Source organism: Sphingobacterium sp. UME9, from assembly GCF_014170215.1.
GTDB lineage: Bacteria > Bacteroidota > Bacteroidia > Sphingobacteriales > Sphingobacteriaceae > Sphingobacterium > Sphingobacterium paramultivorum.
In genome coordinates this window covers 1,500,246-1,526,309 of sequence record NZ_LZZP01000003.1, presented here as the reverse complement: position 1 = coordinate 1,526,309, position 26,064 = coordinate 1,500,246, and the positions used below count along the sequence as shown (strand labels likewise).

Below are 26,064 nucleotides of genomic sequence, written 5' to 3'. Positions count from 1 at the left end.
CGGGAGCCTGTCCAGCAAAATAATTCCGAGCCTGACAGCACGATAAGTGGCTAGATTTACGATGCTGGGAGACGTAGCTGGAAGTCCGCAACTCCACCTTTGACAGTCTGAATAAAAGCGGCAGGTCATGCCTGCCAACTCTATTTGATTGTGTTGTTATTTATTGCGGGGATCTCCAGAAGTAGGCAGGATCAAACGTAATCACGTTGTTTTTTAAATATTTGTTATTGCTTTTGTCAAACCCACTTGGAACTAAAGAAATGTACTGCAGATCAGGGGCTACGGGCCTATATCTACTTTCTGTGTTAAACTGGCTTTTATTCGTGCATTGAATCCAGTATAAATTCTTTGCCATATAATAATCCAGGTACCAAAGTTTATTTACTTTGGACTCTGCGTTTAGCTTGAGCGATTGATTATTTTTTAAACGCTCCCTAACTTCTTCAATGCTCAGTAAATTGTTGTTGTCGTCCATCACAAATGTACCATGTGAAGGATCCATCCACAACCATTTTTTTAGAGTTTCAGCATATACGCTATTGATCACATGGCAGTCAGTATCTTTGTCGTCTTTTGGCATGCATGTAACATAGCGCGACTTAAATCCCATAGCGAGATACATTTCATTTAACGTCATCGCTTTGTGCCTACAGTTGAGACCTTTTCCTGTTGCCTTGTGGTAGTTGTAAAAATCGATTGCGTCAAATTCACATAGTGCCCAATTGCTGCCGTCATATTTAATGTTATTTGCTACAAAAAACATGATATTACGGATTTTCGAAATTTCGTCGCCATTACCGGCTATCGAGTCCAAGTTGAAAAAACTTTTTACCGCTAATAAATTAGGACTTCTTGTTACCTGGTAGGTAAATGTCGGCAAAGAGTCACTATTTGCTGAAATGTATCCTCCAGATTGCTGCAATAGGGTTAATTTATCGTACTGCTTCAGTTGGACTAATGCTTTTACAAATTTTTTTTCCTTACGGATATTGTCTAAATCATGATCATTTAAAGCATTACGATAGTCGGTATATCCCCACAAAACTGCCTTTTCAAAACTTGAAACAGCTTGTTTTTTTTGATTGAGTAATGACTGTAAACAAGCAAGGTTGTAGTTTATATTCGCATTAATTTCACCTATCGTAGTTTGATATTCCTGCTTTTCTTTTTCAGATAGCTGTAAGCTGTCCATTTTGGCCGATATGGCATTTAATACTTTTGTGGCTTTTTGATAATCCTTTGCCGGATAATAGGTATTATAATCCCGTTCTAATTTCTTAAAGTCTGATAGGAACTTATTCCATGTCGTCGAGTTTGTTTGTGCAAATGCACTGCCTGTCAAAAATATGAACAGAAGAAGGTTAAATAATGGTTTCATTGGAGGTCTTTAGTTAAATACTGTTTTATTCATAATTAGTGGTTAACAAGGTACTTGCCAAAATACTATCCTCTTGAAAATAAAAACTTTGAGTTAATAACCCTGTTCGATACCGAACAGTTGCTAGCTAAAAACGAACATTCCACAGGTATCACTTCCTCCAAAAGCTGGTATATATGGGGATAGGTCATAAAAAATACGATATGAGGAAAAAAATAACAGCATTTATGTCAATGTTCTTACTGTGCGTTTTTGCTTTTGGACAAGACACACAGACTTTTTCAGTATATTTTATTTGTTTTTAAAATATACTTTTTGGTATATTTGTAGCGTAAATAATAAAAACAGATGTTGACAAAAGCAGAAAAAACAAAACAATTTATTCTTGAAACCGCCAGCCCGCTTTACAATGAGAAAGGGATATCGGGTGTGAGTATTGACGATGTTTTGGAAGCGACCAAGTTAACTAAGGGCTGTCTTTATGGACATTTCAATGGAAAAGAGGATCTTTCGGAACAGGTTGTAGACTATTCCCTAAAAAAAATAACCGAAAGAGTGGCATCTACTGTATCAAAAGGTAAAACAGCGAGAGACAAGATCTTTTTATATCTTGATTTTTATAAGAACCCAATCGATACATATATCGCAGGAGGCTGTCCCATCTTTAACACCGCTGTTGAGGCTGATGATAATTTTCCTTCGATAAAAAGGAAGGTTGCAGCAGTTCTGAATGCTGGTCAGATCGCTCTTTCAAATGTACTGGAAGAAGGAAAAATTAACGGTGAATTTTCAGAAAACCTAAATGCAGAAGTTTTTGCCTTTAAAATGTTTTCAGCGATAGAAGGTGGAATTGTTCTGAGCAGGACGATGGGATCGAGAAAATTGATGCTAGAACTTATCAAGGACCTTAAAAAAGAATTAGAGCAATATATGCTGTAATTTTTTTTGAAACAAAATAGACTAAAAAGTATATTTTAAATATTAAACCAAAGAATTGAAATATGAGCAACAAATTGTTTGAAAGCTACGAGCTTAATGGTAAACGGTTAAATAACAGGATGGTAATGGCTCCGATGACCAGAGCCCGATCTGCCAACGAGGGTAATGTTGCAACCGAACTGACTGCGATATATTACGCGCAGCGTGCAACAGCCGGACTGATCATTACCGAAGGCACTTTTATCAGTGAGGAGGGTATTGGATTTATCAATGTTCCCGGAATCTATACAGATAACCAGGTTGAAGGCTGGAAATTGGTCACTGATTCTGTTCACGATAAAGGAGGGAAGATCTTTGCCCAGCTCTGGCATACAGGAGCTTATTCGCATCCCGATTTGCATGAGGGCAGATTACCTCTTGCTCCATCCGATTTTAATCCTGGGCAGAAAGCATTTACTTTAGAAGGCTTTAAACCTACCGTTGCTCCTCAGCCGATGACAATTGAAGATATCAAAAGAACAGTTAACGATTTTAAACAAGGAACTATCAAAGCTTTCCGTGCTGGTTTTGACGGGATAGAGCTTCATGGTGCAAACGGCTATCTTTTGCAGCAGTTTTTCAGCAAAAATGCCAATAACAGAACAGATGAATACGGAGGTTCTCCTGAAAATCGCGCAAGAATTCTTTTTGAAATATTAGATGCGATCAGAGAAGTGGCTGACATCAAAAATGTTGGCGTGCGTCTCAATCCATCGTTGAATGGAATAATGGGAATTGCTGTGGATGATGAGACCATTGCGACGTATAATTACATTGTCAGCCGGTTAAATGATTATGATCTGGCCTACATTCATTTAATAGAGCCTTTCACCGATGTAACGGGTAATAAAAATGCGATTCAACACGTGGCAAAGCATTTTCGTGAAATTTATAAAGGAACTATTATCATTAACCGTGCTTTCAATAAACAGACAGCAGAACAGGTCCTTGAGGAGGGAGATGCCGACTTAGTGTCCTTTGGCGTTCCATTTATAGCCAACCCAGATTTGGTTGAACGTTTTAAAACAGATTCGGCACTCAATATCCCAGATCAGGAAACTTTTTATACCCCCGGAGAAAAAGGATATACAGATTATCCATTTTTAAATAAATAAGAATATAATAATATCAAACAAAATTTGTCAAAATGAAAACAACAGGAAATACTATATTCATTAGCGGCGGAAGCGCAGGAATAGGATTGGCAATTGCCAAAAAATTAAATGAAGCAGGAAATAAAATTATTATAAACGGACGTAATGAGGACCGTCTTCAAAGAGCGTTGACCGAGTTGAAAGATGCCGTTGCCATTCAGGGTGATCTCTCAGTAGAAAAAGATAGGATACGAATTGCAGAAGATTTGAAGACAAATCATCATGATGTAAATATCATCATTAATAATGCGGGAGCAGCTTTTGGATATTTACTCAGTGAAACGACCAATGCACACGAAAAAGCAATGATCGAGATGAATACGAACTATTTTGCGATCATTCACTTTACAGAATTAATGATTCCACATTTGTTGGAAAAAGAAGAATCAGCGGTGGTCAACGTTTCGTCTATTGCTGTATATGGAAGTCATAAATTTCTTCCAACCTATGGTGCAACGAAAGCGGCACTACATAGCTATACTACAGCTCTGAGAAAAACTTATGAAGAGCAGCAAAAACTTCAGGTCTATGAGGTCTATCCTCCATTGGTAAACACCGATTTTTCTGCTGAAATAGGTGGGGCGGCTGGAATTGCGCCCAGTGAAGTGGCGGAAGAACTGTTTATTGGACTGGAAAACAATTTGTTTGATATTCCTGTTGGTGATACAAAGGTTTACGCAAATGCAATTGGGGAAGCTATGGCAAAATTAGTTCAGGCATAAATACAAGCTGAATCAGTCTTTTGAGAAATTAAAAGATTGGTTCAGTTCTTATTAAATTTTTCATTATGAATTTGAAAAATAAGGTGATCCTGATAACTGGAGGAGGTTCAGGAATCGGACTGGAAGCTGCGAAACAGTTTTTAGCACTGGGAAACAGCGTAATTATTACGGGAAGAAACCAGTCAAAACTGGAAGCTGTAAAAAAGCAATACCCTGAAATAACGATTATTCAATCCGACGCTTCTCAGGAGAAGGATGCAATCGCTCTTTATGAAAAGGTAAGCGAAATGGGGGGTATTGACATCCTGTACAATAATGCAGGTGTTGGGGTTGCTCCGTTAAACCTTGGTATTGCCGACACTAGACATCTGGACGGTGCTGTTTATGAAATGGAGGTTAATTATTTCGGGATAATCCGCCTGAATAATCTATTTATGGAAATGCTCAAATCCCGTCAAGAGGCAGCAATCATCAATACAACCTCCATTTTGAGCATTGTTCCGTCGGTATTGGAAGCAACGTATTCTGCTTCGAAAACGGCTTTGGCATTTTATACAAAATCATTGCGGTCACATTTGCAGGCAATCCATAGTTCGGTGAAAGTTTTTGAATTGCTTCCACCTTTGGTCGATACCGATATGGTCGCCGATCGGCAGGATAAAAAGATAAGTACGCAACAACTGGTCAAGGGGCTGATTTTAGGTATGAAGAAAGACGTTGAAACGATAAAAGTGGGGGATACAAAGGTTATTTCCATTCTTAATAGGATTGCGTCTACGACGGCCTATAATATAATCAATGCTAAAAAAGAGTATATAAAATTGAAATAATCATGAAAGCATTTCTAATTAATAATTATACAAAGGGAGGTCTGCAGCTGACAGATGTTTCTTTACCAAAAATTAAAAACAATGAAGTTTTGGTGGAGATTTATGCTACAGGTTTAAACCTGTTAGATTCGAAAATAAAAACAGGGGAATTCAAACTTATTCTTCCCTACAAAATGCCGCTTATTTTAGGTCATGATCTTGCTGGAATTGTAAAGGAAGTGGGGAATAATGTAAAAAAATACAATGTTGGAGATGAAGTTTATGCTAGGCCGACCGACTTTCATATAGGTACATTTGCAGAATATATAACGGTGAGGGAAGAAGATTTAGCCTTTAAACCAAAGAATCTTTCGATGGAAGAAGCTGCATCGGTTCCTTTGGTCGCACTCACAGCGTGGCAGGCTCTGGTGGAAATTGGTCGGTTAAAAAAAGGACAAAAGGTATTTATTCAGGCAGGTTCGGGAGGAGTAGGTACTATTGCGATCCAGTTGGCGAAACATCTTGGCGCAACTGTTGCGACAACTGCAAGTGCCAAAAGTTTTGATTTCCTGAAAGAAATAGGCGCTGATGTTTTAATTGATTATAAAACACAGGATTTTGAAGCAATACTGAAAGATTATGACCTCGTTTTAAATAGCCAGGATAATAAAACACTTGAAAAATCATTAAATATTTTAAAAGCAGGAGGCAGGGTCATTTCAATTTCCGGTCCACCAACACCTGAGTTTGCTGAAGCTATCCATGCGAATTGGCTGGTGAAGATGGTAACAAGATTTCTGAGCTTCGGGATTAAGAAAAAGGCGAAAAAATTGGGCGTTGATTACACGTTCCTTTTTATGAAGGCAGATGGAAATCAGCTCAATGAAATTACAAAATTGATAGAGTCTGGAATCATTAAGCCTATTATAGACAAAGTATTTCCGTTTGAGGAAACCAACAAAGCTTTGGAATATGTTGAAAATGGAAGAGCGAAAGGAAAAGTTGTGGTCAAAATAAAATGAAAGTGAAGATCATTCTAAACAAGCTTTAGTTTTGCTTCAAGTTATTATAAACAACATGTAGGTACCCCATTTTTCCAAATTTCTGAATCTATCATGGCAAGCCTGATTGCCGGTCATTGGGTTTAAAATGTTACGAAACGGCCCAATGGAATTTAAATGATAAACGGATTGCATTCACCTACAAGCATGTTCTTAAAGGCTAAAAATTCGCAATATATCTGATACTCACTGATAGATTTTATTCTGTATGTGGCTTATTTTGCACCGTATAAAGAGATTTATAGTTTTTAAGACAATGTCACAACAGATTCCAGCCGGTCTCATCTTTTCTCTACAAATCGGTGCTCTGCATAATAGGTTTAGTTATTAATCTTGTCCCCTTAAGAAGTATTATACCATGATTCTATCCCGATAATTGAAAAATGATAGCGGATAATAAATACAGCTTTACGAATTATAAAATAGCCTTTCATACCAAAAAGACCGGCCGTATATTTACATACGTGAATTTGAGTCAAATAATTGAAGTTCGGTAGCGAGCTCGCGCTATTTTAAAAATGGTGAATTAAGCTTTGGTGTACTATTTGGCGAGGCTATATATGTGGGGATAGGTCATAAAAAATACGATATGAGAAAAAAAATAACAGCATTTATGTCAATGTTCTTACTGTGCGTTTTTGCTTTTGGACAAGACACACACAAAACTAAACCCCAGATAAAAACAGAGGAAATAACCTACCATGGAATAGCGGGGCGGCCTATTAGCAGAAGCGACATGCAAGGACTGGATCAATATAAAGTGTACAATTTAGATGGTACCGTTTCAACTATCTATATCGTCGAGTTTGACAAAAGCAAGAATAAAAATAATTACAATTTAAATGAAAGATATATCTATGAAAAAGGCAAACTCTGCAAAATAGAACTAATTGGCACAGTTACAGGGGATAAATATGGGGAGATTTTGTTCTCTTATAATGAACAAAAACAATTGACAAAAAAGATTGAAAACCGGTACGAGGGCAATAGGTTAAGTCTGAATCAATTTAGCGCATACACGGATTATTTTTATAATGAAAATGACGAAACAATAAAACGTTATGAATACGACGAAACAAAAAAAGACTTTTTGTTAGTTTCTATTGTCACTAAAATATATGATCGGAATAAAAATATGATTCAGGAAAAAACTGACAATTTTGATGGCAATATATCAGGGGTTGTCGATATCAGATATGACAATTCAAATAAACCAATCGAGCTAAATTCTTCTTATTTTAAAGAAACAAAAAATTATAAATACAATTCACATGGCGAAATAGAAGAAGAAAAAAGCAGATCTGAAGAAAGCCCTACCATACAATCATCAACCTATTCATATATTTATGATAATTATGAAAATTGGGTTGAACAGAAGCAGATTATTAAAAGAAATCCTAAAGACGAATTTGAAGGTGGAATTTTAATAAAAAGAAAGATCGAATATTATGAATAAAACGACCACTAAAAAGTGATATTTGCTTGTTTTTAATGACTCGATGATTACTTTGTTTTTACAATAATTGATCAACATTGGGGTGGCAGGATACGAAATTCTATCTATTTAAGACAAGTTTTTTATTATTAATCAGCAAATTGACGGAGGTAAAGTTTCAAAATGTCAAACGCGGTTTATAATGAGAAGAGGTTATAGAATTGTGTAACGGTCGGGACTGTCCCACTAAGTGTATAAATAAAAACTACGGAGTTCAGTTATGTTACTTATAGCTGGACTTTTTTTCAAATAAATATAATTCAATTAAAAGCCCGTGGGGAGAGTAATCGCTCCATCGCTAGGTTGTGGGGCATCAACCGAAAGACAGTCAATGAATATGTCATATATACTCCGCATCTCGTTAAACAACGCATATCTGTTTTTATGGGTTTAATCTATTGTATTCAAGAAGTTTTTATCAATCGGACTACAAGTCTCCAGAAAGGAGTAGAAAGTTGTTAAAAGTCCAAGTTGACGCGTTGCAACTTGAACTTTTAATTTAATAGTTTTTTTGGGGGTACTTCCTTATTTTCCTAAATCATTAGAATTTGGCTATCACGTCAATTCGCTAAGCTGAGACGATTTTATTTTCAAAAATCACAATTTAATATAGCACCACTGCTAGCATTGCTAACAAGTTGCCGATATTGACTCAACCATTTAGAATTTAGTTTTTTTCTGATCGGAATAAAGTTATTTCTTCGCAATTGTATCTCATCTTCGCTTATGTCAGCTGAAAGCATATGTTGGTCAATATCAATAACGATGTGGTCTCTGTTTTTTAGTAATCCAATTAATCCACCTTCAGCAGCCTCAGGGGAGACATGTCCTATAGCTATTCCGCGAGTAGCTCCGCTGAATCGCCCATCTGTTATCAAGGCTACCGAACTACCCAATCCCATTCCCATGATCAGGCTTGTAGGTGTCAACATTTCCTGCATCCCCGGCCCACCTTTGGGACCTTCGTAACGGATCACCACAACATCGCCAGCTTTGATCTCACCGGCAAGGATGCCTACTATGGCATCTTGTTGGCTATCATAGCAAACTGCAGTCCCGCTAAATTTCTTTTCGCCCGTGATTCCTGCGGATTTTACCACAGCTCCCTGCTCTGCCAGATTTCCAAATAGAATCGCCAATCCTCCGACAGGACTGTATGGATTGTTTATTGTATGTATAATTGTTGAATCTTTGATCGCTGCATTTGCTATCTTTTCGAATAGCATTTCGCCACCGACCGTTATATTATCCAGGAGGACATGGTTGCTGCGCTTGGTCATTTCGTTCATTACAGCATTTACGCCCCCGGCGCGATGGACGTCTTCCATGTGAACGGTGCTTAAACTGGGCGATATTTTTGCGATGTGAGCTACTTGATCCGATATTGAATTAATGTCCCTAAGCTGAAAATCTACATCTGCTTCGTGAGCTATAGCAAGCATATGAAGAACAGTATTGGTACTACCACCCATAGCCATATCCACTGCAAAAGCATTCTGGATGGCTTTTGCATTAATGATGTTTTTAAGTTTGAATTGTTTGGAAAGCTGATCGTCTTTGGCGATTTCACAGATCCTTCTGGCTGATTCCCGATATAGATTTTCACGCTCGGGTGTTAACGCCAATATGGTTCCATTACCAGGTAGTGCTATACCCATAGCTTCCATCAGCGTGTTCATGGAATTTGCTGTAAACATACCCGAGCAACTACCACCACTGGGGCATGCGTTACACTCGATGTCTTTGAGTTCATCGTCACTGATTAAGCCCGCTTCGTGTTTGCCCACAGCCTCGAAAGCTGTAGACAGGTCAATGGCAGTACCATCTTTGGTATATCCTTTTCGCATGGGTCCTCCACTTACAAAAATTGTAGGCACATCTACACGTAGCGCACCCATAATCATCCCGGGTACAATCTTATCGCAGTTAGGGATAGCTATCATCGCATCCAATTTGTGTGCATTCATGACGCTTTCAATTGAGTTGGCAATTAATTCTCGGCTGGGGAGCGAGTAAAGCATACCATCGTGTCCCATAGCAATACCATCGTCAATACCTATCGTATTGAATTCAAAAGGAATACATCCATTTGCCTTGATTTCTTCTTTAATGATCTCAGCAACCTTATTCAGAAAAAAATGTCCGGGTATAATTTCGATAAAGGAATTTGCTACTCCAATAAAAGGCTTATCGAAATCGTTATCATTTATGCCTGTGGCCCGAAATAGGGCTCTATGGGGAGTACGTTGGTATCCCTTCTTTACTTCATCGCTTCTCATTTTTTATTAGTTATATAGTAGATTTTAGTCTACTTAGTGTTTCAGGCGATATGGCCAGATAAGCCGCAAGGTTGACATTAGACAAACGCTGTATGAGCTCAGGATTATTTTTCAGTAGATCGCGATAGCGTTCTTTAGCGGTTTGGGTTAATAAGCTGCTGAGTTTATTATTTATGACAGTTAATCCATATTCGAGAATGTAGATATAAAAATTGTCCCAGCCAGGCATGTTTTCTCTCAAAAAGGTAAAATCAGTGTTGCTGATGCTGAACACCTCCGTATCTTCTACTGCTTGGATAAATTCTGTAGCTGGTTGTCTTGAGATAAAACTAACGATAGAGGTTAGAAAAGTATGCTCAAAAGCCATGAATCGGGTTGCCGTTGATAGTTCGTCATTGCGAAAATATAGGCGCAAACAGCCCTTACCGACAAAGAAAAGATAGTCTGCAATGGAACCTTCGTTGAGCAGATGGTTATTTTTCTTTATCGATTGATGTTTAAAATAAGTTAAAGCCTCTGCTAATTGCTGTTCGGTTAACAACGCTTTCTCACGTAACAATTGTAATAGTTGCTCTCTCATCGCTTATTATTTTATACGTCAAAGATGCACTTTATATTAGGATACAGTCGTTGACATTGGTCAAAAACGTCAACGATTTATTAAAGTTTTAATCTTCTATTGGATAATGGAACTTTGGTAAGTTTAGAGCTAATACAACATTAAAATATACACCAATTATTTCTTTGTTAGGTGCGAAAGCTGTTCGTTTGACTACAGTTGGAAGCGACGGATAAATTAAGTAGATTTAATTTCTATAAAACTTCTTATATGAAGTTTCCATTTTGTTATTGCTATTGGTCGGATTTTATACGGTCTTCTTTGCACAAAATGCTGCGGCACATAGCGTTTCGAAGATAGAATTGAAGGAGACATACATCGTTGATATAGATCCGAAAGAATTATTTTAGCGGATTTGTTTCCGTCATTCAACTATTTTTGAAAGACATTTTTGGTTTGTCGTTATTTAGTATTCTTTAGTTAGATGCAATTGAAGAAAACCGTTTTTAAGCGCCTGTCCTTTGTACTTGAACTTTGAACTTAACTCCTCATTGTTTGCTAAAATTGCTCCAGCTCCAGTGATTATAGGGCTGACGTTAAAATAAATATCGGTAACCAAATTCTTGTCCAAAAAAGCGTTGAAAGTACTTGCTCCGCCTCCAACGGCTATTTCCCGCACTCCTTTTGCAGACATATATGCAATTGCCTCTTCAGGACTTGCTAAAGTCTTGTAACCATCAGCCGTATAAGGTTTATCGGCCAATATGATGATTTCTATTCCCTTAAAATGATCTTTTACCGGATCTGGAAAATTTAGAAAATTTTCAAATGTTTTCAATCCTATCACTACATTTCCAACCTGCCTTACAAATTGTACGTAAAATTCCATTGCTTCCGGTGGCAGCTTATGATGTGGATTATCGGATATCAAAATTCTTCCATTAGCTGAAATATTTGCGATTACTGTTACTTTCATAATGATTTTCCTTAAATTTCTGTTCAACAAAACTATTGGATATTCAATATATATTTACTATTCATTACCTTTAGGAAAGTAACTATCATATGAGCAATAAAAATATTGATAAAGAAACGATATTGGCATTAAAAGATGGCATTGAATTGCTCAGTGGCAAATGGAAATTTTGTATCCTGCACAATTTGCAGCGACACGGCACAATGCGGTTTAAAGATCTGCAAGAGATGGCTCAGGGAATATCCCCAAAAGTTCTATCCAAGGAACTTCAGGAATTAGAAGACAATTTACTGATTAGTAGAACAGTTAATGATACCAAACCTGTGACCGTTTCTTATGCGCTTACCGCCTATGCTAAAGAAACGGAGAAAGTTGCCAATGCTTTAATTAAATTTGGTCTAAAGCATAGAAATAAAATTAAAGCAAAATGAGGCTTATATCTTAACAGCTCATTTGACTTTCCGCTTCATAGAATGGTGTATTGTCGTCTCTCTCCAGACGTTTTTCAATGCTCCGCTTTCATTAAAATACCTCCGTTCCAATTTCTCGAGACCTTCGCGAAATATAGCTCTGCGGAAATATACATTTCTTCACTGTCGGTCGGCGGCGTCTTATCCTTACCACTTTGATTCAGGTCTTAAAGCGATGGAGGCGACACAAATACCGTCTTCTTGATCCGCAGGGAAATATGCTGATGGATGAGAGTCAGCGAGACGAAGACCCCGTATTCGGAGATGAACATTTCCGACCAGAAATCGATAGAGGAGCGCTGAGAGATCTAATCGACGGACTGCTTCCTGGTGGCGTTTCAAATGTTAATTCCAAGATTCTGCCAGTTCAGTAGCTGCATAAGCACCCATTTGTGCATACCCGCTCACAGAGACTCCAGATGAGATAAGAACAATGGAAGCTCCTTCTGATAAATGAGGGATTAATTTTTGCAAAGTAAAGAATAGTCCTTTGACATTGATGTTGTAAAGGTCGTCAAAAACCTCTTCGGTTGTATCTTCAATTGAATATTGCTTTGCTATTCCCGCATTCAGTACAAGCACATCCACTTTGTTTCCGCTAGCTGCAACTGTGGATAGTTCTCGACACGCAACCCGTAACGGTTCAATATCAACTAACAGAATACGGCTTGACGCTAAAAAAAATCATCAATACCCTGACCGAATGGGGAACTGAACATCGAAAAGTGATTGTCGGGAAGTAATTGATGAATTGTCGATAAGATACCATTAAAGATTATCGGAAATCTATAAAAGGAGAGCGTGCTAAAAATGGCGGCCCTTGCATTTTGTTGGAATTTTTACACTTAGGTAAGGGCGTTCTTGATAGCGTTGCTGATAATGAAATATACCGAGTTTAGGTATTGAAATGATAGAGGAATACTACATCCCCGATATAAGCTGGCTTAATTTGATTCTTGATAACAAGTTTAGCCTCAATAGTCACTTTTATTGTTCCGCGAAGGTTGCAGATGGATTTTGCGGTTGCTTGGAGTTGAACTTCACTATCTACAGGGACAGCTTGTCCAAATCTAAAATTTTCTATTCCATAATTGATTTCCATTTTCACGTTTCTAACATCTGCAATCTGCTTCCATAAGTAAGGAATTAATGATAGGGTCAGATACCCATGTGCAATAGTTGAAGAAAAGGGACCTTCCTCTTCGGCTTTTTGTTTGTCGACATGTATCCATTGATGATCGTGCGTCGCATCCGCAAACAGATTGATCTGCTGTTGGTTAATTACGTGCCAATTGGAAACCCCGATGAGTTTGCCCTCGTAGGCCTTATATTCTTCAAAATTGTTAATAATTACCATAAACTTCGGTTAGTCTGTAATAACTGATATAGGACAAGTTTAAATAAATGGATGTTAATATCATAATTTAATAACTTATAAACTTCCTAAATATTGCTGATAAACAATATTCAGGCAGAAATTAAACCAAGGGAAGCTTAAACGCCATTCTATTTTGGGAATCAAAGAATCTATAAAGTGACAGGTCTAAGTACGGTTAACGATTCCGATTATTACCTAAACTTAGTTTTTATTTCGAAGACTGGTTAAGTTGGTATGTTAATTGTATTTTTTGACTGTATAGAATTAATTACAAACCACTTAATATAAAACTACCATGTTCAACAACAAAGATAATAAATCAGGCTTAGTTCTTGGAATGCTGGCAGGTGCTGCTCTTGGAGCACTTGTAGGACTATTATTTGCTCCAGAAAGTGGAGAGGAAACAAGAAAGAAAATAAAGAAAAAGTCAGATGATTTAAAGGATCAGGCAAAGAATAAATATGGAGAACTTAGTGACGCAGTGAAGGATCAGTTTAACAGTGCTTCTGCGAGTGTTAAAGAGACGGCAAGTAATGCCGCTAATTCGGTGACCGATGGTTTTGATAAACTGAAAGGTCAGATTACATCTAAAGCAGAAGATGCTCAAGAGAAGGCCGAGCCAAAATCAAAATGATGTTAAAAAGCAGTACTTCCTTTCCATCTTATTAAAAGAAGAACGGAAATTGCAATACCGCATTAAAACGACGATTTTTTGTGGGACAAACCTTTTTTAGCGTATGTATATAAGTCGATTCTAAACGAAGAATCGACTTTTTTTGATCTTTCGCACACCATTTTTTTGGATTTCCCTCGGGGAAATTGAACGTTTTATTTCAAAATTACTTTCCTTAGAAGCTCCTGATGCTCATCACCCCAATTTCCTAGCGCAGAAATTACAGGGATTAAAGTTTTCCCAAATTCTGTAAGACTGTATTCCACTTTAGGTGGTACAACAGGGTAAATAACTTTTGCAACCAATTCGTGCTCTTCAAGTTCTTTTAGCTGAACATTTAGCACTCTTCGTGAAGCATCCGGTATTTTGCGCTGGAGTTCGCTTGGGCGTTTATACCCTTCATTGATAAACCACAATAATCGTATTTTCCATTTACCATAGAGAACTTCACCAATCAGGTCTAAACCACAGTTGAGACTTAAAGGTATTTTCTTTTCGTACATATTCCAAAATTAAGTCAATGTTCGAAAATATACAATATGGGATAAATTTATCCCTATGCAATTCGTTTTTCCGTACTTGTGTAAACTGTTTATAGGTCGGAAATTTGTATAAAAATATTTCAATAATGGAACATATAGTTGATTTCAACAAGGAGTTATCGGGTAAATTTGCTTTGGTGACAGGTGGTACAAAAGGCGCGGGAAAGGCAATAGCTGAGCGCTTGTTAAATGCAGGCGCAACGGTGATTATTGCGGCAAGAAATGCCCCTAAACAAGCCAACGACAAGTTACATTTTATTTCTGCTGATCTAAGCCAATCTGCCGGAACCAAAAAAATAGTTACAGAAGTTCTTCAAAAATTTGGAAGGTTGGATATACTCGTCAATAATCTGGGCGGTTCAGATGCACAAGGCGGAGGTTTTTCAGTATTGAGCGATGAAGATTGGGAAAAGGCTATTCATACCAATCTGCTTGCGCCGGTCCGTTTAGACCGAGGCTTTTTGCCTCATATGTTAGAAAGGGGAAATGGTGTCATTATTCATATCGCTTCCATACAAGCTAGGTTACCACTACATGATTCAACATTACCTTATGCGGCAGCAAAAGCAGGATTGCTAAATTATAGTAAAAATCTATCAAATGAAGTCTCACCGAAAGGGGTACGAGTTTTAACTGTTTCGCCGGGCTGGATTCAGACTGATGGTGCAACGGGAATGATGCAGGAAATTTCGGAGCGAACCGGTATTAGCGTTGAGGAAGCAATTCAACAGGTCATGAACAGCCTGGGAGGAATACCTTTTGGCAGGCCGGCAAAACCCGAAGAGGTTGCGGAATTGGTCGGTTTTTTAGTATCACCACGAGCAGGATATCTCACCGGAACCGAATTTGTAATCGATGGCGGGACAATACCAACCGTTTAAATTTAATCATATGCCAGCATACATAATATTTACAAGAATCACAACTATTGATCAAAAAGAGCTAGAGAAATATTGGAGCCTGATCGGAGAGACTATGAAGGGGCACCCAATTGAAGTTCTTTTTCCTTATGGAGACTTTGAAGTTCTCGAAGGTGATCAGATCCAGGGAGTCGTTGTTGCTAAATTTCCAGATATGGAATCAGCAAGGAAATGGTATTTTGGGAAGCCCTACCAGGAGGCCGCAGCACACCGCAAAGCGGGGGCAATATATAATGGAGTTCTTGTGGAAGGAATTGTATAGGTTAAAAGTAACTAAAATAAGAAATCATGGAATTACCAAAAGTGTTAATAGATTTAGTGGCAGCACAAGCGAGCTACAATAGTGTTGCATATGCCAAGTGTTTCACCGAAACAGCAGTAGTTTATGATGAGGGCAAAATGCACAATGGACGAAAAGAGATCGAAAAATGGATTTCAGATGCAAACAAAAACTATAAGTCAATTATGAAGCCTATCAGCTTTGAGAAGAATGAGGATCAAAGTATTTTGAAAGCGGAAGTCTCAGGTAATTTTCCTGGAAGCCCTATTGTATTGAGTTACCGGCTCAATATTGTTGGTAATCAAATCCAATTTCTAAAAATTACAGGTTAAGGAGAAATTTTATGGACCAAAGGGTATCGGCGGTATTTATGAAGGATGGGTTGATCTGGAGTGTTGGTGAAACTGATATGTCAGAAACAGATGTAAGAACTATTTCCCAAGAGGTCTGCATAGATAAGAGAATATATTTCTTAAATGATCAAAGCCGGCAAATGTATGCCTGCTTTGAATTTGACCTTTTCAGTATTCTTAAATACTGCGGAATAGTGCTGCTGTAACTATGTTTCTATCGTCGAGAATAAAAGGTGCTGTATTGACGGAGGATTTTCCCCATCTGCCTCGAAGATATCAACCTTTGTTTGTAGCAACCTATCGTCTTTAATTATCAGATGCTCGGGGAAAACATTTTGTGCTTTCTTTGTCAGCTTTTCAAATACCTGAAAATCAGTGTCGGTTACGGGGGTAAATGATTTTTCCCGATTGGGCAGGCGCATTATCCTGATCGCAAAATAGGGTAAAATAACACTGACAAATAAAGAGTATAAAATGTCTTCATTCTGCTCAAGGCGGAAGGAAAAGTGATATGAAGGGCTTCCCCCCAAGAAGGAGTAGTCCCAGATTTCAGTAGACAGGTCGGTAAGGGACTCTTTTAATTGTTCCCACGAAAAAGAGATGTATTTGACCGCTGACCTTTCTGAGGTTCCGAGACCTTTATTTTGGAAAGAAAAATTAAGCAAATACGGACACGACATTTTGTTTCGTTATTATTCAGATGAAGAAAGACAACCAGAGCAAGTTCCTTATCCAGACTATCAAGGTTACTATATACAACTTGCGGACAGAATTAGCTCGACACCATTGAAGATTGATACCTTATGTATGTTGTTTTTGCCAAGTGATGAACTATTGCGACCGGAGGAATGTTTTAGGATTAAATGGCGGAGGCCACATTAAGATTTTTGGATTTTAAAAGGTTATGGTTGATATACAAAAAATATTTGCAGAGGGGGTGGAAAGCTCCTTTCTTGTTGAAATAGGAGCGAGAACAATTATAATGTTTATTCTAATACTGATCATTCTAAGGCTCTCGGGTAGAAGGGGAGTTCGGCAGTTAACTCTTTTTGAGGTTGCGATTATAATCAGTTTGGGCTCAGCTGCTGGAGATCCAATGTTTCAAGAAGAAATACCCATCTTTCATTCGATTGTTGTCTTTATATGTGTAATCTTTGTCTATAAGTTGGTAACCTGGATTGCCTCCCGATCAGAGAATATTGCCCATTTATTGGAAGGTAAAGTTTTACCTGTAGTAAAGGATGGCGTATTTGATATAAAACATGAAAATGATAAGACCTTTTCGCGTATGGAATTTTTTTCTGAACTGAGAAATTTAAATATCGAACATTTGGGACAGGTTAAGGAAGGGATTCTAGAAGTTGATGGAACGCTAAGCGTTTTATTTTATGCTGATAGTGATGTGAGGTATGGGCTGCCATTATTCCCGTCATCTTTCAAAAAGGTTGATGTATTCAGTGCTGAAGGGCCATTCGCATGCATGTATTGCGGCCATGTCGTATTTAGTTTTGAGAATGATTCCAAGGCATGTCCAAGATGCAATAAAACACAATGGAGCAAAGCCTTGAATTCAAAAAGAGTTTAAAAGAAATAATACCATGTATTAATTAAACAAATCATAGGGTGATACAGCTCGTGGCCGTTTTTATTCGAAGCCATTCTTTGAATAGAAAAACTTAAGATTGGGCAGCAGCATAATGAATTCAGGGTGCCATCGATGTGGAAAAAAAAGCAAATGGCCACGAATCGTTATTTATTGCCAGCGAATTGTAATCCATTCAATTTGCTATAGATTTTACAGCTAAATTTGTTTGGTAAATGAAGCTGAAATCTTAAACAATAATATCAACATTTTAGCATCCTGACAAATGAATAAAGTAATATTAATTCCATCGATTTTAATTTTAAAGCTATCTGCTTTAAGGAAGATGCTTGCCGGCATCTTTTTTTTATTTTTCTTTTTAATTCCAATCAGTAATGGTTTTGCACAGACATGGATCAATATTGAACTTGAGCAAACCGAATACGATGATGCTACTGATAAAACCTGTTTAAAGGAAACGGGAGAGCCTTTAAACGGGAATTATGCGATAAAATTTAATGGTTTCCAAACCAATTTCGAGCCATTTACAGATGGTTTTAAAAATGGGGAGGCCAAAGTTTACAGACATAAGAAGCTGGCAGAGAAGGGCACATATCTAAACAACCTTAAGGAAGGTGTATGGTTTTACTATAAAGAAGATGGAACAATTCGTAAACGGGTTATTTATAAAAAAGGGAAAACAGAACCTATTGGTGATCGGAGATTAAGGTGGGAAAGATCCAGTAAAAAGTAGTGTTTTACCTGTTATTAAAAAAGAATAAAAATCATGAAGATATTATCATTACTAGCTATTTTACCCTTTGTTATCTCTTGTAGGAGTCAAGAAAAAATAGATTTAGCAAACTTGAACTTAAATGAGCCGATTGACCAAATCAGTAAATATGATGATCGATTATTAATTGGTGTGGAGACAGTAGAGTATCCCTTCAGTCTGTTGCTAGAGGTTGAAAAATCACAAAGGTATAGTTTCGATGGAATTGATTTAGCAGGGCAGCGGATTATTTTTCAAATCAATTCGGAAACATTAAAAACAGATAGTATTACACGTCTTGGCGGTGGACATATTGATCTCAAACAAGCCAAAACCGCCAGTGAATTAGAAGAATCTTTAAAACGATACGCTGCTGATGATAAAATATACGGCGTAAGAATTGAGCTCAAGACGCAACAGCTAAAGGCGAGTATTTTAAATAAACTAGAGGTAAAATATGGCAAAGGGACAAAAAATCCAAATACCGACCATGGTTTATACTGGAATTTAAAACCCCAAAATAAATTTATTTTATACGCGCCAGACTATGATAGGTTAATCATTTTGAACAACACAAATTTGTCTAAAACGTGTTACTGGGATATCATGAATGGTTTAATTGATTTTGGCGGATGCAACAATGAAAAATATATGGCGGACTTGCTAAAAAATGCGACCAAACCGGAAGATGTTAGAGACAAACCCACGCTGAAAATTGATAAGAACTGGAATATAAACAATTTGATTGTTGGCAAAACAACGGAAGAAGAATTTACGAAATCTCCTATAAATAAGCGTTTTGAACGAGTGACAGAAATTGATGGCACTACCGGAAAAACCAACGAGATCTATTATCAGAATACTTATCATGATTTCAATCTTTTTTTTGCTGTCAGTAAAAGTGATCCGGAGAACCAAAAGGAAAACACTATCAATGGTTACGCCATCAACGACTTTAGAAAGGTCAACATCTCATTTGAAAATAACTTAAAACCAGGCTTACAATTTGAAGAAGTGCTTAAGTTGTTAGATAAGCTTAAAATAATTTATCATCCGGTGGATTTTGCCAATTATATTGAAATCAAAACACCACCTTATACTGTAACCCTGAATTTTAACGAAAGTATGTTGCTTTCTGGAATGTTTGTTAAATAGCTTTCTGATATAACATTTGGCCGATTGCTTGGCTATTGACCTTGCCCGATTGAACAATAGAACGCTATGATAGCAACCCCAACCAATTCCAACATTCCAATAGCTGCCCATGTTGTAATCGGCACCACTGTCTTTAGCAATAAGGTGCGAGCTATATCGATTTCTCTGGTGGTAGTGCTTAGGATATTTAAAGCCAAGTTCATAAAGTTTTGAGATTACATCGAAGCTCTATTTTGAATGATGGTCGTTATTTGGAATTAGAATAAATAATTATAACTTTGGGGACCCTTATTTCATTTACTCATGTTATCCAGGCCCAAAGATATTGACAAATCAAGCAGCCTTTGCATTGACAAAGACAGCTTTGAAATGATATACATACAATTCTGGAAAAAGCTTTATTACTTAGCCCATCAAAAACTTGCAGACAGCGATCTCGCACAAGATATGGTACATGATGTCTTCAGATCTATATGGGAACGACGTGAAGAACTTGTCATTTCCGATTCAATAGAAAAATATCTGGTCAGGTCTATTAAATACAAAATATCTGGTTATTTTCGTGAACGGATCCAGCAAGAACGGAATATGGAAGCCTCGCTTTTATATGTCAATGAATCAGAATCGGTAACGGAAAAGCAGGTTGCATATAACCTTCTTTCCACTGAAGTAAATATGCTTGTTGAAAAGCTTCCCGAGCGTTGCAGGGAAGTTTATAAGCTCAGTAGGGAGAGTGGTCTTAATAACCGCGAAATTGCATCGACTTTGTTGGTTTCGGAAAAAACGGTAGAAAACCAGATTACGAAAGCACTTTCATTCCTGCGATTGGGACTGAATAAATATAGAAATGAATGAAATTCAAAAGCTTTAACAGCTACAGAAAATATTGGGCCTTATCCTTTATCCCCTTTTTAGCCTTTGCGTGCAGACCTGAGAAATCCAAAGACCAACATGCTGGAAAATATCTATTGATCATCAACGGAGAAAAAGGCAGCAGAGACAAAGACCGGGCAGTATGGTTTAATAGCCTGGATTCTGGTACGGTAATCAATGCTGGCGACGGAGCTGATATCAGTGGCAAATTAGGATCTGCTGTGATCTTGCGTGATAGCTTTGCACTAAGTTTGGATAAGAAAACAGGCATTCTCCAGAAATTCGCCTATACTCAAGAAGGGATAACGGCCAAAAAATCACTTAAATTAGAGGGTTTTGAATACATATCCTACGCAGCTGATCTGGATAGTGGACGCATGCTTATCAGCGGCCGCGGCAGTCAGAATATTTCACGTTATGCTATGTTTGATACCAAGTCTATGCAGCTGCTCAAAACCGATAGCTTTAAATTGCCCGTCGCTAAAGGGCAGTCGTTGAGTGATAATTTTGGGGTTTTAAGCGATAAAAGATTTTATGTAGGCTATAGTTCATTCGGGGCCGATTATGATCAATGTAGTGATACATCGTATTTTGCTGTGTTAGATCCTCAAGGTATGAAACCTTTATCGGTATCTCGGGATACCCGTTCAGCTTTTCCGGGAGCCGGTGTGAATGGCATGTTCAGTTTTTTCAAAGGTGCCCATGAGGATCTCTATATATTGACCTCACCCGTATTTTATCACGGCAATCATCCTACAGCCCCAACAGCCTTTTATCGCGTTGGAAAAGGGAAGACAGGTTTCGATAAGGACTATTTTTTTAACCTTTCTGAAAAGCTCCAAGGTCTACATCTCCTGGGAATTGCGCAAGCTGGTCCTGGTAAAGTTATCCTTGCTACTATTTCCTATCCCAGTACAGGAAGGAGTGATTTTTATCTGGCAGATGTAAATCAACAGACACTACGCCTTTTATTGAAGGATCAGTTCCAGCCTAGCTTTGTATGGGGAACAAGTGGTGGAAACATCGATAAGCAGTTTTATTTTATAGTTAATGGTAGCGAAGGCACAGCGCAGTTATATCTTTACGATCCCCTTAGTGATACACTCAAAAAGGGTGCACTAATCGAGGGCGAAATATCTCCAAAATCATCCTATCTATTGACATCTCCGAAATAAACTTAAAAAATATAGCTCTTTCTAGCGTTGAAATAACGTTTTTAAATTTATTTGAAAAGAATCTAAATAAGGCGTAGGGGAGAATGCCGCTAAGATCGACTGTTATTATAAGATGCAGTATATTCAGATTACAGAAGAACTTTTCAAGCGCTACCATTCGAGCAAGTGTTCTCTTGAGGAACAGGCTGCCGTTGAGGCATGGTTGGAAGATTCAGATGAAGATATCTTATTCCAGCACAGTTCCGAAAAGGAAGATGAGATTGAAAGACTGCTTTGGGATAGGCTTCAGAAAAACACCGTTTTAAAAGAAGTTCCTATAAAGAGATTTAGGAAGAAGTCCTTGTGGTTGAGTGTCGCAGCAAGCCTCTTGCTAATAGCTACTAGTACTATTGTGATCAACCGTATCGGTTTTTTTAAGGCTACACCGCAATTGGTGCGTATTGATAATCTCAATGGGCAGTTTGCCAAGGCACATAATATAAATGGACTTATTCTGACCGCGTTGCCCAAAGGCGATATCAAGGCAAGGATCAACAGCTCGTCAGGCAATGTTTCCTTTTGTGAGGTGATGCTTATCGAAAACCATTCAGTTGAGGATGTCGTTCTGGACTTTGCCTCCGCATGTTCAGATTCTGGCAATTCCAAAAAGAATTTTATCTGTAAAAAGGGGATAAGCTATGTTGCCCTTAAAATGAGTAGTTTATCGCCCGATATAATCGTGGTCGATCAGCGCTATATGGAAGATTATTTACCCCTAAATCTAGCAATAAAAATAAACAATGAGTTAAGACAGATATAAAAAAAAAGCCGCACTGCTGGTAACAGTACGGCCAGTCCCGTAAACCGGGTTAATTTTAACGTATGACAATTAAAATCAATGCAAATTAATAAATTTCTATTGACGGGGCTTCTATTTTCCGTAAATTTTCTATCTATCGCCCAAATTTCCCAGCCGCTGATCAGCGGAAAAGTTTCAAATAGGAACGGCCAAGCCGTTGAAGGGGCATCTTTATTGGTCAAGTCAACTCAAATCGGAACTGTAAGTGCTACTGATGGTAGTTTTCAGTTAAAGTTACCTTCTTTTAAGCAGTATGTGATACAGGTGAGTGCCATAGGTTACCTAAGTCAGGAGAAGGAGATCGTACTGAAGCCGTCGGATACTTCGAAGGTCGACATTATGCTAGAAAGGGACGCCCGGGCTTTGAAAGTGGTTGACGTTACTGGTATGACCGAAAAAACAAAGCTTGTCCAGGGCGGCTTTAATGTAAATGCAATCGAGACCAAATCATTGGCCAATACTACTTCCGATTTGAACCAGATCTTGAGCCGTAGTACCGGCGTCAGGGTGAGGGAAAGTGGAGGTCTGGGGTCCGATTTCAATTTTTCGATCAATGGCCTCTCCGGAAAACAGGTGAAATTTTTTATTGATGGTATCCCAATGGAGAATTTCGGCAATTCAATGTCACTCAATAATATTCCTGTCAATCTTGCCGAGCGCATAGAAGTGTATAAAGGGGTAGTTCCGGTAGAGTTGGGTGCAGATGCGCTGGGTGGAGCGGTTAATATTGTCACCAATCAGACTGTTGAAAAATACCTCGATGCCAGTTATAGTTATGGTTCCTTTAATACCCACCGTGCGGCTTTAAGCGGACGCTACACCGATGTTAAAACCGGTTTTACAATTAATGCTGGAGGTTTTTATAATTATTCAGACAACAATTACCTGATGCGGGATGTGACGGTGAGACTGGCTTCAGGCGGAAATGAGGTCAAGGATGCTAAACGTTTCCATGATGCCTTTCGGTCAACAATGGGGCAGGTAGAAATGGGTTTCAGGAATAAAGCGTGGGCTGATATTTTACTTGTGGGAGCGCTTTACTCTTCCGGCTACAAGGAAAGGCAGACGGGTGCACAACAAGATATCGTGTTCGGACAGGTACATTCCCGCGGCAACTTTTTTATGCCCAGCTTAAAGTATAAGAAAAAAGATCTGTTCTTAAATGGACTAGATGTGAGTGTTTTTGCATCCTATGCTAAAGACAGGACCACAAGCGTTGATACCTCGGCGGCAAAATATAACTGGGATGGCGATATCATCTCCACGGATAAAAACTTTGCCGAACAGGGCGCTTTCTCCCTTTTTAAATATACCAATAAATTTTTTGTGATCCGGACGAATGTAGCTTATGCGCTTAATACCGGCAATTCCATTGACCTAAACTACTCACTTACTGCTGGCCGGAGAACAGGAATCAACACCTATCAAGGAGCGGGGCAGGAAAATAACCCATTGGATATACCCAATAAGCTTGATAAGGGTGTTCTTGGGCTCTCCTGGCAAAACCGGTTATTTGGCGAACGGTTAACAACATCAGTCTTTGCCAAGCAATACCATATTCATTCCTATATCCGATCGGCTGTTTATTATAACGGTAGCGGATACGTAAAAGAGGAGGCCGATCAAAGCAAGGATTATTATGGTTATGGAATCGCTACACGGTTTAAGCTAACGGATGGAGCAGGTATTAAGGCATCCTTCGAGCATGCTTACCGGTTACCAGATGTGGAAGAACTTTTTGGTGATGGGGTAACAGTACTGGCCAATCCCCAGCTGAAGCCCGAAGAAAGCGGTAATTACAACCTTGGCATTTATTATGGCATAAAGATCGGTGAGCATCATTTATCGGCTGAAGCTTCCGGTTTCTATCGTGGTGCAAAAGATTTTATCAACGCAGTTCCGGGCGGTATATATTCATCCTTTATAAATATCGGCAAGGTCAATATCACCGGTTTTGATGGAGAACTGAAATATAGCTATCAGGATTGGCTGAACTTTACGGTGAACGGTAGTTATATGAATGCCCTCAATGCAGATAAAAGCTCAACTGTTTTTGAAGACAGGATTCCCAACCAGCCCTGGCTTTTTGGAAATGCGGATTTAGGCTTAGGGAAGAATGACCTCTTTGGTAAAGACACCCGGCTTCAGTTCAACTGGTTTACCCAATATACCCACTGGTTTTATCTCAACTGGCCGAGCCGTGGATTTACGGAGGGCAAAAGTAGAATCCCTACGCAGACCATTCATAACGCAACACTTACCTATTCCTTTCAGCAAGGCCGATACAATCTATCACTAGAGTCGAGAAATATCTTTAATGAAACCGCTTATGACAGTTTTAGGCTGCAAAAACCTGGACGGTCATTTTTGGTCAAACTCCGCTATTTTATCAAATAATTCAATCATTCTTTATCATAAAAACCATCTTAAAATGAAAACAAAAACTACCTTGAGCAAACTGTTCCTTGTCGTACTAGGTCTCGCCGTTTCGGTATCCTCATGTAAAAAAAGTTCCGAGGGGAGCCAGGAAGGTGGCGAGAGTCAGGACGGTAATGCCTATGCCATTGTCGGAGAAGTGACCAATCCTTCAGCACTTTATTTTCTAAGTTCAGGGACGCTGGCAAGTGGATCGGTTACCGCAGTAGGAAAAGGTGCAGAAGTAACGGGAACTGCCAGACTGTTCAAAAAAGGTAATTATTATAATATTGCCAACGGAACCCTAACCAAATACAAGTATGAAAATAATCTGCTAACCGCATCCGGACAAGTTGCAGTAACAGGCGCAGCCTTGTATTCTTATTGGATCAACGATGAAACGCTTATCGTTTGGAATGGTATTGCTTCAGCGCCCAATAATGTAATGACCTATAGCATAGTTAATGTGTCTACTATGACCGTGACTAAAACGGGTAATATTTCCCTTAGCGGTTTAGCGACAGGAGATAAGGCGATTTATTTGAACGGTTGTATACTCCGGAATGGCCGTTTATATCTGCCTTATGCAGTTTACAATTCAGATTGGACCTCAACAGAAGTATCCTATCTGGCCTCTGTAGATTATCCGGCAATGACCAACCTGAGCATCTCAACTGATACACGTTCAGCTTATGCGGGCTCTTTTTCAGCTGTCATCCCTTCAACGGCATTGCTTAACGGGGATATTTACATGTTGACCAACACCGGAGACAGATGGGCTGTGACGCCGAATAAACCGAGCGCGGTATACAGAATCAAAGCTGGAGAAAATAAATTCGATACTTCCTACTTTTTTGATCTTTCGGCAATCAGTTCCGGCAACCGGGAGTTTTATGGTTTTTGGGATTTGGGTAATGGAAAAGCTATTACCAGATTAGGAAGAACGGATCTTTTAAAAACTTTTCAGGACTATTTTTCAACTGATGTCTTCGAATATTATCTGGTAGACGTCGTAGCTAAAACAAAAACTAAGTTAAACCTGCCTTTAAGCAAGGTTGTACATGCCTCTCCTGTACTGGTTGAGAATGGAAAGGCCTATATTGCTGTAGCTTCTTCTACCAGTGGAAACTTTGTTTACACCTATGATATCGCAAGCGGTAGCTTAACCAAAGGGCTAGAGATTAAAGGAGTAGACAATGTAAACTGGATTTCAAGATTTAATTAACA

The 26,064-nt window shown here is 38.5% G+C and carries 29 protein-coding genes; 21 read left to right on the top strand and 8 right to left on the bottom strand.

Annotated elements, in window-relative coordinates; all coding sequences use genetic code 11:
- Window positions 1–160 precede the first annotated feature (160 nt).
- Window positions 161–1,378 (bottom strand): transglutaminase-like domain-containing protein, encoded by a 1,218-nt coding sequence (locus tag A9970_RS08120; RefSeq protein ID WP_182981917.1) that lies wholly within the window; start codon window positions 1,376–1,378, stop codon window positions 161–163.
- 348 nt (window positions 1,379–1,726) lie between these two features.
- Between A9970_RS08120 and A9970_RS08115 the strand changes: the two genes are divergently transcribed.
- From A9970_RS08115 to A9970_RS08090, 6 genes are all read left to right on the top strand, one after another.
- A complete protein-coding gene (locus tag A9970_RS08115) occupies window positions 1,727–2,317 on the top strand; it encodes a TetR/AcrR family transcriptional regulator (RefSeq protein WP_159732615.1) in 591 nt (196 codons plus the stop codon).
- A 62-nt stretch (window positions 2,318–2,379) separates the two neighbouring features.
- A complete protein-coding gene (locus tag A9970_RS08110; protein WP_182981916.1) occupies window positions 2,380–3,471 on the top strand; it encodes an alkene reductase in 1,092 nt (363 codons plus the stop codon).
- A gap of 32 nt (window positions 3,472–3,503) precedes the next feature.
- Window positions 3,504–4,232, top strand: a complete 729-nt coding sequence (locus A9970_RS08105; protein WP_159732621.1) for an SDR family oxidoreductase — start codon at window positions 3,504–3,506, stop codon at window positions 4,230–4,232.
- Between the two features lie 65 nt (window positions 4,233–4,297).
- Entirely contained in the window at window positions 4,298–5,062 is a 765-nt protein-coding gene (locus tag A9970_RS08100) for an SDR family oxidoreductase (protein WP_182981915.1), read from the top strand.
- Between the two features lie 2 nt (window positions 5,063–5,064).
- On the top strand, window positions 5,065–6,063 hold the full coding sequence (locus A9970_RS08095) for an NADP-dependent oxidoreductase (protein ID WP_159732627.1): 999 nt from the start codon (window positions 5,065–5,067) through the stop codon (window positions 6,061–6,063).
- 628 nt (window positions 6,064–6,691) lie between these two features.
- Complete coding sequence (locus A9970_RS08090) at window positions 6,692–7,558, top strand: hypothetical protein (protein WP_182981914.1); 867 nt, start codon at window positions 6,692–6,694, stop codon at window positions 7,556–7,558.
- 629 nt (window positions 7,559–8,187) lie between these two features.
- Here A9970_RS08090 and ilvD read toward each other — a convergent pair.
- The 3 genes from ilvD to A9970_RS08075 all read right to left on the bottom strand — a co-directional run bounded on the left by ilvD (window position 8,188) and on the right by A9970_RS08075 (window position 11,411).
- A complete protein-coding gene (gene ilvD, locus A9970_RS08085) occupies window positions 8,188–9,876 on the bottom strand; it encodes a dihydroxy-acid dehydratase (RefSeq protein WP_153848104.1) in 1,689 nt (562 codons plus the stop codon).
- 10 nt (window positions 9,877–9,886) lie between these two features.
- Window positions 9,887–10,456 (bottom strand): Crp/Fnr family transcriptional regulator, encoded by a 570-nt coding sequence (locus A9970_RS08080; protein WP_182981913.1) that lies wholly within the window; start codon window positions 10,454–10,456, stop codon window positions 9,887–9,889.
- Between the two features lie 445 nt (window positions 10,457–10,901).
- Window positions 10,902–11,411, bottom strand: coding sequence for a dihydrofolate reductase family protein (locus A9970_RS08075; RefSeq protein ID WP_120333733.1), 510 nt, complete (start codon window positions 11,409–11,411; stop codon window positions 10,902–10,904).
- Between the two features lie 89 nt (window positions 11,412–11,500).
- Here A9970_RS08075 and A9970_RS08070 point away from each other — a divergent pair, with 89 nt between their 5' ends.
- Window positions 11,501–11,842 carry a helix-turn-helix domain-containing protein gene (locus A9970_RS08070; RefSeq protein ID WP_120333732.1) on the top strand — a complete coding sequence of 114 codons (342 nt, stop codon included), beginning with the start codon at window positions 11,501–11,503 and terminating at the stop codon, window positions 11,840–11,842.
- A 194-nt stretch (window positions 11,843–12,036) separates the two neighbouring features.
- Window positions 12,037–12,255: a hypothetical protein gene (locus tag A9970_RS08065; RefSeq protein ID WP_182981912.1), complete on the top strand. Its 219-nt coding sequence runs from the start codon at window positions 12,037–12,039 to the stop codon at window positions 12,253–12,255.
- Here the strand turns inward: A9970_RS08065 and A9970_RS08060 are convergent.
- Window positions 12,227–12,529, bottom strand: a complete 303-nt coding sequence (locus A9970_RS08060) for an SDR family NAD(P)-dependent oxidoreductase (RefSeq protein ID WP_310889274.1) — start codon at window positions 12,527–12,529, stop codon at window positions 12,227–12,229. The genes A9970_RS08065 and A9970_RS08060 overlap by 29 nt on opposite strands.
- Here A9970_RS08060 and A9970_RS08055 point away from each other — a divergent pair.
- Entirely contained in the window at window positions 12,484–12,624 is a 141-nt protein-coding gene (locus tag A9970_RS08055; RefSeq protein ID WP_153848127.1) for a winged helix-turn-helix transcriptional regulator, read from the top strand. The two genes, A9970_RS08060 and A9970_RS08055, sit on opposite strands and share 46 nt — an antisense overlap.
- Window positions 12,625–12,776: 152 nt before the next feature.
- Here A9970_RS08055 and A9970_RS08050 read toward each other — a convergent pair whose 3' ends face one another.
- Window positions 12,777–13,238 (bottom strand): MaoC family dehydratase, encoded by a 462-nt coding sequence (locus A9970_RS08050; RefSeq protein WP_120333731.1) that lies wholly within the window; start codon window positions 13,236–13,238, stop codon window positions 12,777–12,779.
- 316 nt (window positions 13,239–13,554) lie between these two features.
- Between A9970_RS08050 and A9970_RS08045 the strand changes: the two genes are divergently transcribed.
- Window positions 13,555–13,893 (top strand): YtxH domain-containing protein, encoded by a 339-nt coding sequence (locus A9970_RS08045; RefSeq protein ID WP_153848099.1) that lies wholly within the window; start codon window positions 13,555–13,557, stop codon window positions 13,891–13,893.
- A gap of 194 nt (window positions 13,894–14,087) precedes the next feature.
- Here A9970_RS08045 and A9970_RS08040 read toward each other — a convergent pair whose 3' ends face one another.
- Window positions 14,088–14,435: a helix-turn-helix domain-containing protein gene (locus A9970_RS08040; RefSeq protein WP_153848098.1), complete on the bottom strand. Its 348-nt coding sequence runs from the start codon at window positions 14,433–14,435 to the stop codon at window positions 14,088–14,090.
- Between the two features lie 125 nt (window positions 14,436–14,560).
- Here A9970_RS08040 and A9970_RS08035 point away from each other — a divergent pair, with 125 nt between their 5' ends.
- From A9970_RS08035 to A9970_RS08025, 3 genes are read left to right on the top strand one after another with little or no spacing between them, the layout of a single operon-like run.
- Window positions 14,561–15,355 carry an SDR family oxidoreductase gene (locus A9970_RS08035; protein ID WP_153848097.1) on the top strand — a complete coding sequence of 265 codons (795 nt, stop codon included), beginning with the start codon at window positions 14,561–14,563 and terminating at the stop codon, window positions 15,353–15,355.
- Window positions 15,356–15,365: 10 nt separating this feature from the next.
- Window positions 15,366–15,656, top strand: coding sequence for a DUF1330 domain-containing protein (locus tag A9970_RS08030; RefSeq protein ID WP_182981911.1), 291 nt, complete (start codon window positions 15,366–15,368; stop codon window positions 15,654–15,656).
- A 26-nt stretch (window positions 15,657–15,682) separates the two neighbouring features.
- On the top strand, window positions 15,683–16,006 hold the full coding sequence (locus A9970_RS08025; protein WP_075993091.1) for a hypothetical protein: 324 nt from the start codon (window positions 15,683–15,685) through the stop codon (window positions 16,004–16,006).
- Between the two features lie 227 nt (window positions 16,007–16,233).
- On the opposite strand, the gene A9970_RS08020 is transcribed toward A9970_RS08025, so the two are convergent.
- Complete coding sequence (locus A9970_RS08020) at window positions 16,234–16,707, bottom strand: hypothetical protein (RefSeq protein ID WP_182981910.1); 474 nt, start codon at window positions 16,705–16,707, stop codon at window positions 16,234–16,236.
- A 224-nt stretch (window positions 16,708–16,931) separates the two neighbouring features.
- Between A9970_RS08020 and A9970_RS08015 the strand changes: the two genes are divergently transcribed.
- From A9970_RS08015 to A9970_RS07980, 8 genes are all read left to right on the top strand, one after another.
- The gene (locus A9970_RS08015) at window positions 16,932–17,612 is read left to right on the top strand and encodes a DUF421 domain-containing protein (protein WP_182981909.1); all 681 of its coding nucleotides are present in this window, start codon (window positions 16,932–16,934) and stop codon (window positions 17,610–17,612) included.
- 283 nt (window positions 17,613–17,895) lie between these two features.
- Complete coding sequence (locus A9970_RS08010) at window positions 17,896–18,363, top strand: hypothetical protein (protein ID WP_182981908.1); 468 nt, start codon at window positions 17,896–17,898, stop codon at window positions 18,361–18,363.
- Window positions 18,364–18,396: 33 nt separating this feature from the next.
- Window positions 18,397–19,536, top strand: coding sequence for a hypothetical protein (locus A9970_RS08005; protein ID WP_182981907.1), 1,140 nt, complete (start codon window positions 18,397–18,399; stop codon window positions 19,534–19,536).
- A gap of 369 nt (window positions 19,537–19,905) precedes the next feature.
- A complete protein-coding gene (locus A9970_RS08000) occupies window positions 19,906–20,391 on the top strand; it encodes a sigma-70 family RNA polymerase sigma factor (protein WP_182981906.1) in 486 nt (161 codons plus the stop codon).
- A complete protein-coding gene (locus tag A9970_RS07995) occupies window positions 20,388–21,584 on the top strand; it encodes a hypothetical protein (protein ID WP_182981905.1) in 1,197 nt (398 codons plus the stop codon). Before A9970_RS08000 ends, A9970_RS07995 begins: the two co-directional genes overlap by 4 nt.
- Before the next feature lie 112 nt (window positions 21,585–21,696).
- On the top strand, window positions 21,697–22,383 hold the full coding sequence (locus A9970_RS07990) for a hypothetical protein (protein WP_182981904.1): 687 nt from the start codon (window positions 21,697–21,699) through the stop codon (window positions 22,381–22,383).
- Window positions 22,384–22,461: 78 nt separating this feature from the next.
- Window positions 22,462–24,819 carry a TonB-dependent receptor gene (locus tag A9970_RS07985; RefSeq protein ID WP_182981903.1) on the top strand — a complete coding sequence of 786 codons (2,358 nt, stop codon included), beginning with the start codon at window positions 22,462–22,464 and terminating at the stop codon, window positions 24,817–24,819.
- A 34-nt stretch (window positions 24,820–24,853) separates the two neighbouring features.
- The gene (locus A9970_RS07980) at window positions 24,854–26,062 is read left to right on the top strand and encodes a DUF4374 domain-containing protein (protein WP_182981902.1); all 1,209 of its coding nucleotides are present in this window, start codon (window positions 24,854–24,856) and stop codon (window positions 26,060–26,062) included.
- Window positions 26,063–26,064 lie beyond the last annotated feature (2 nt).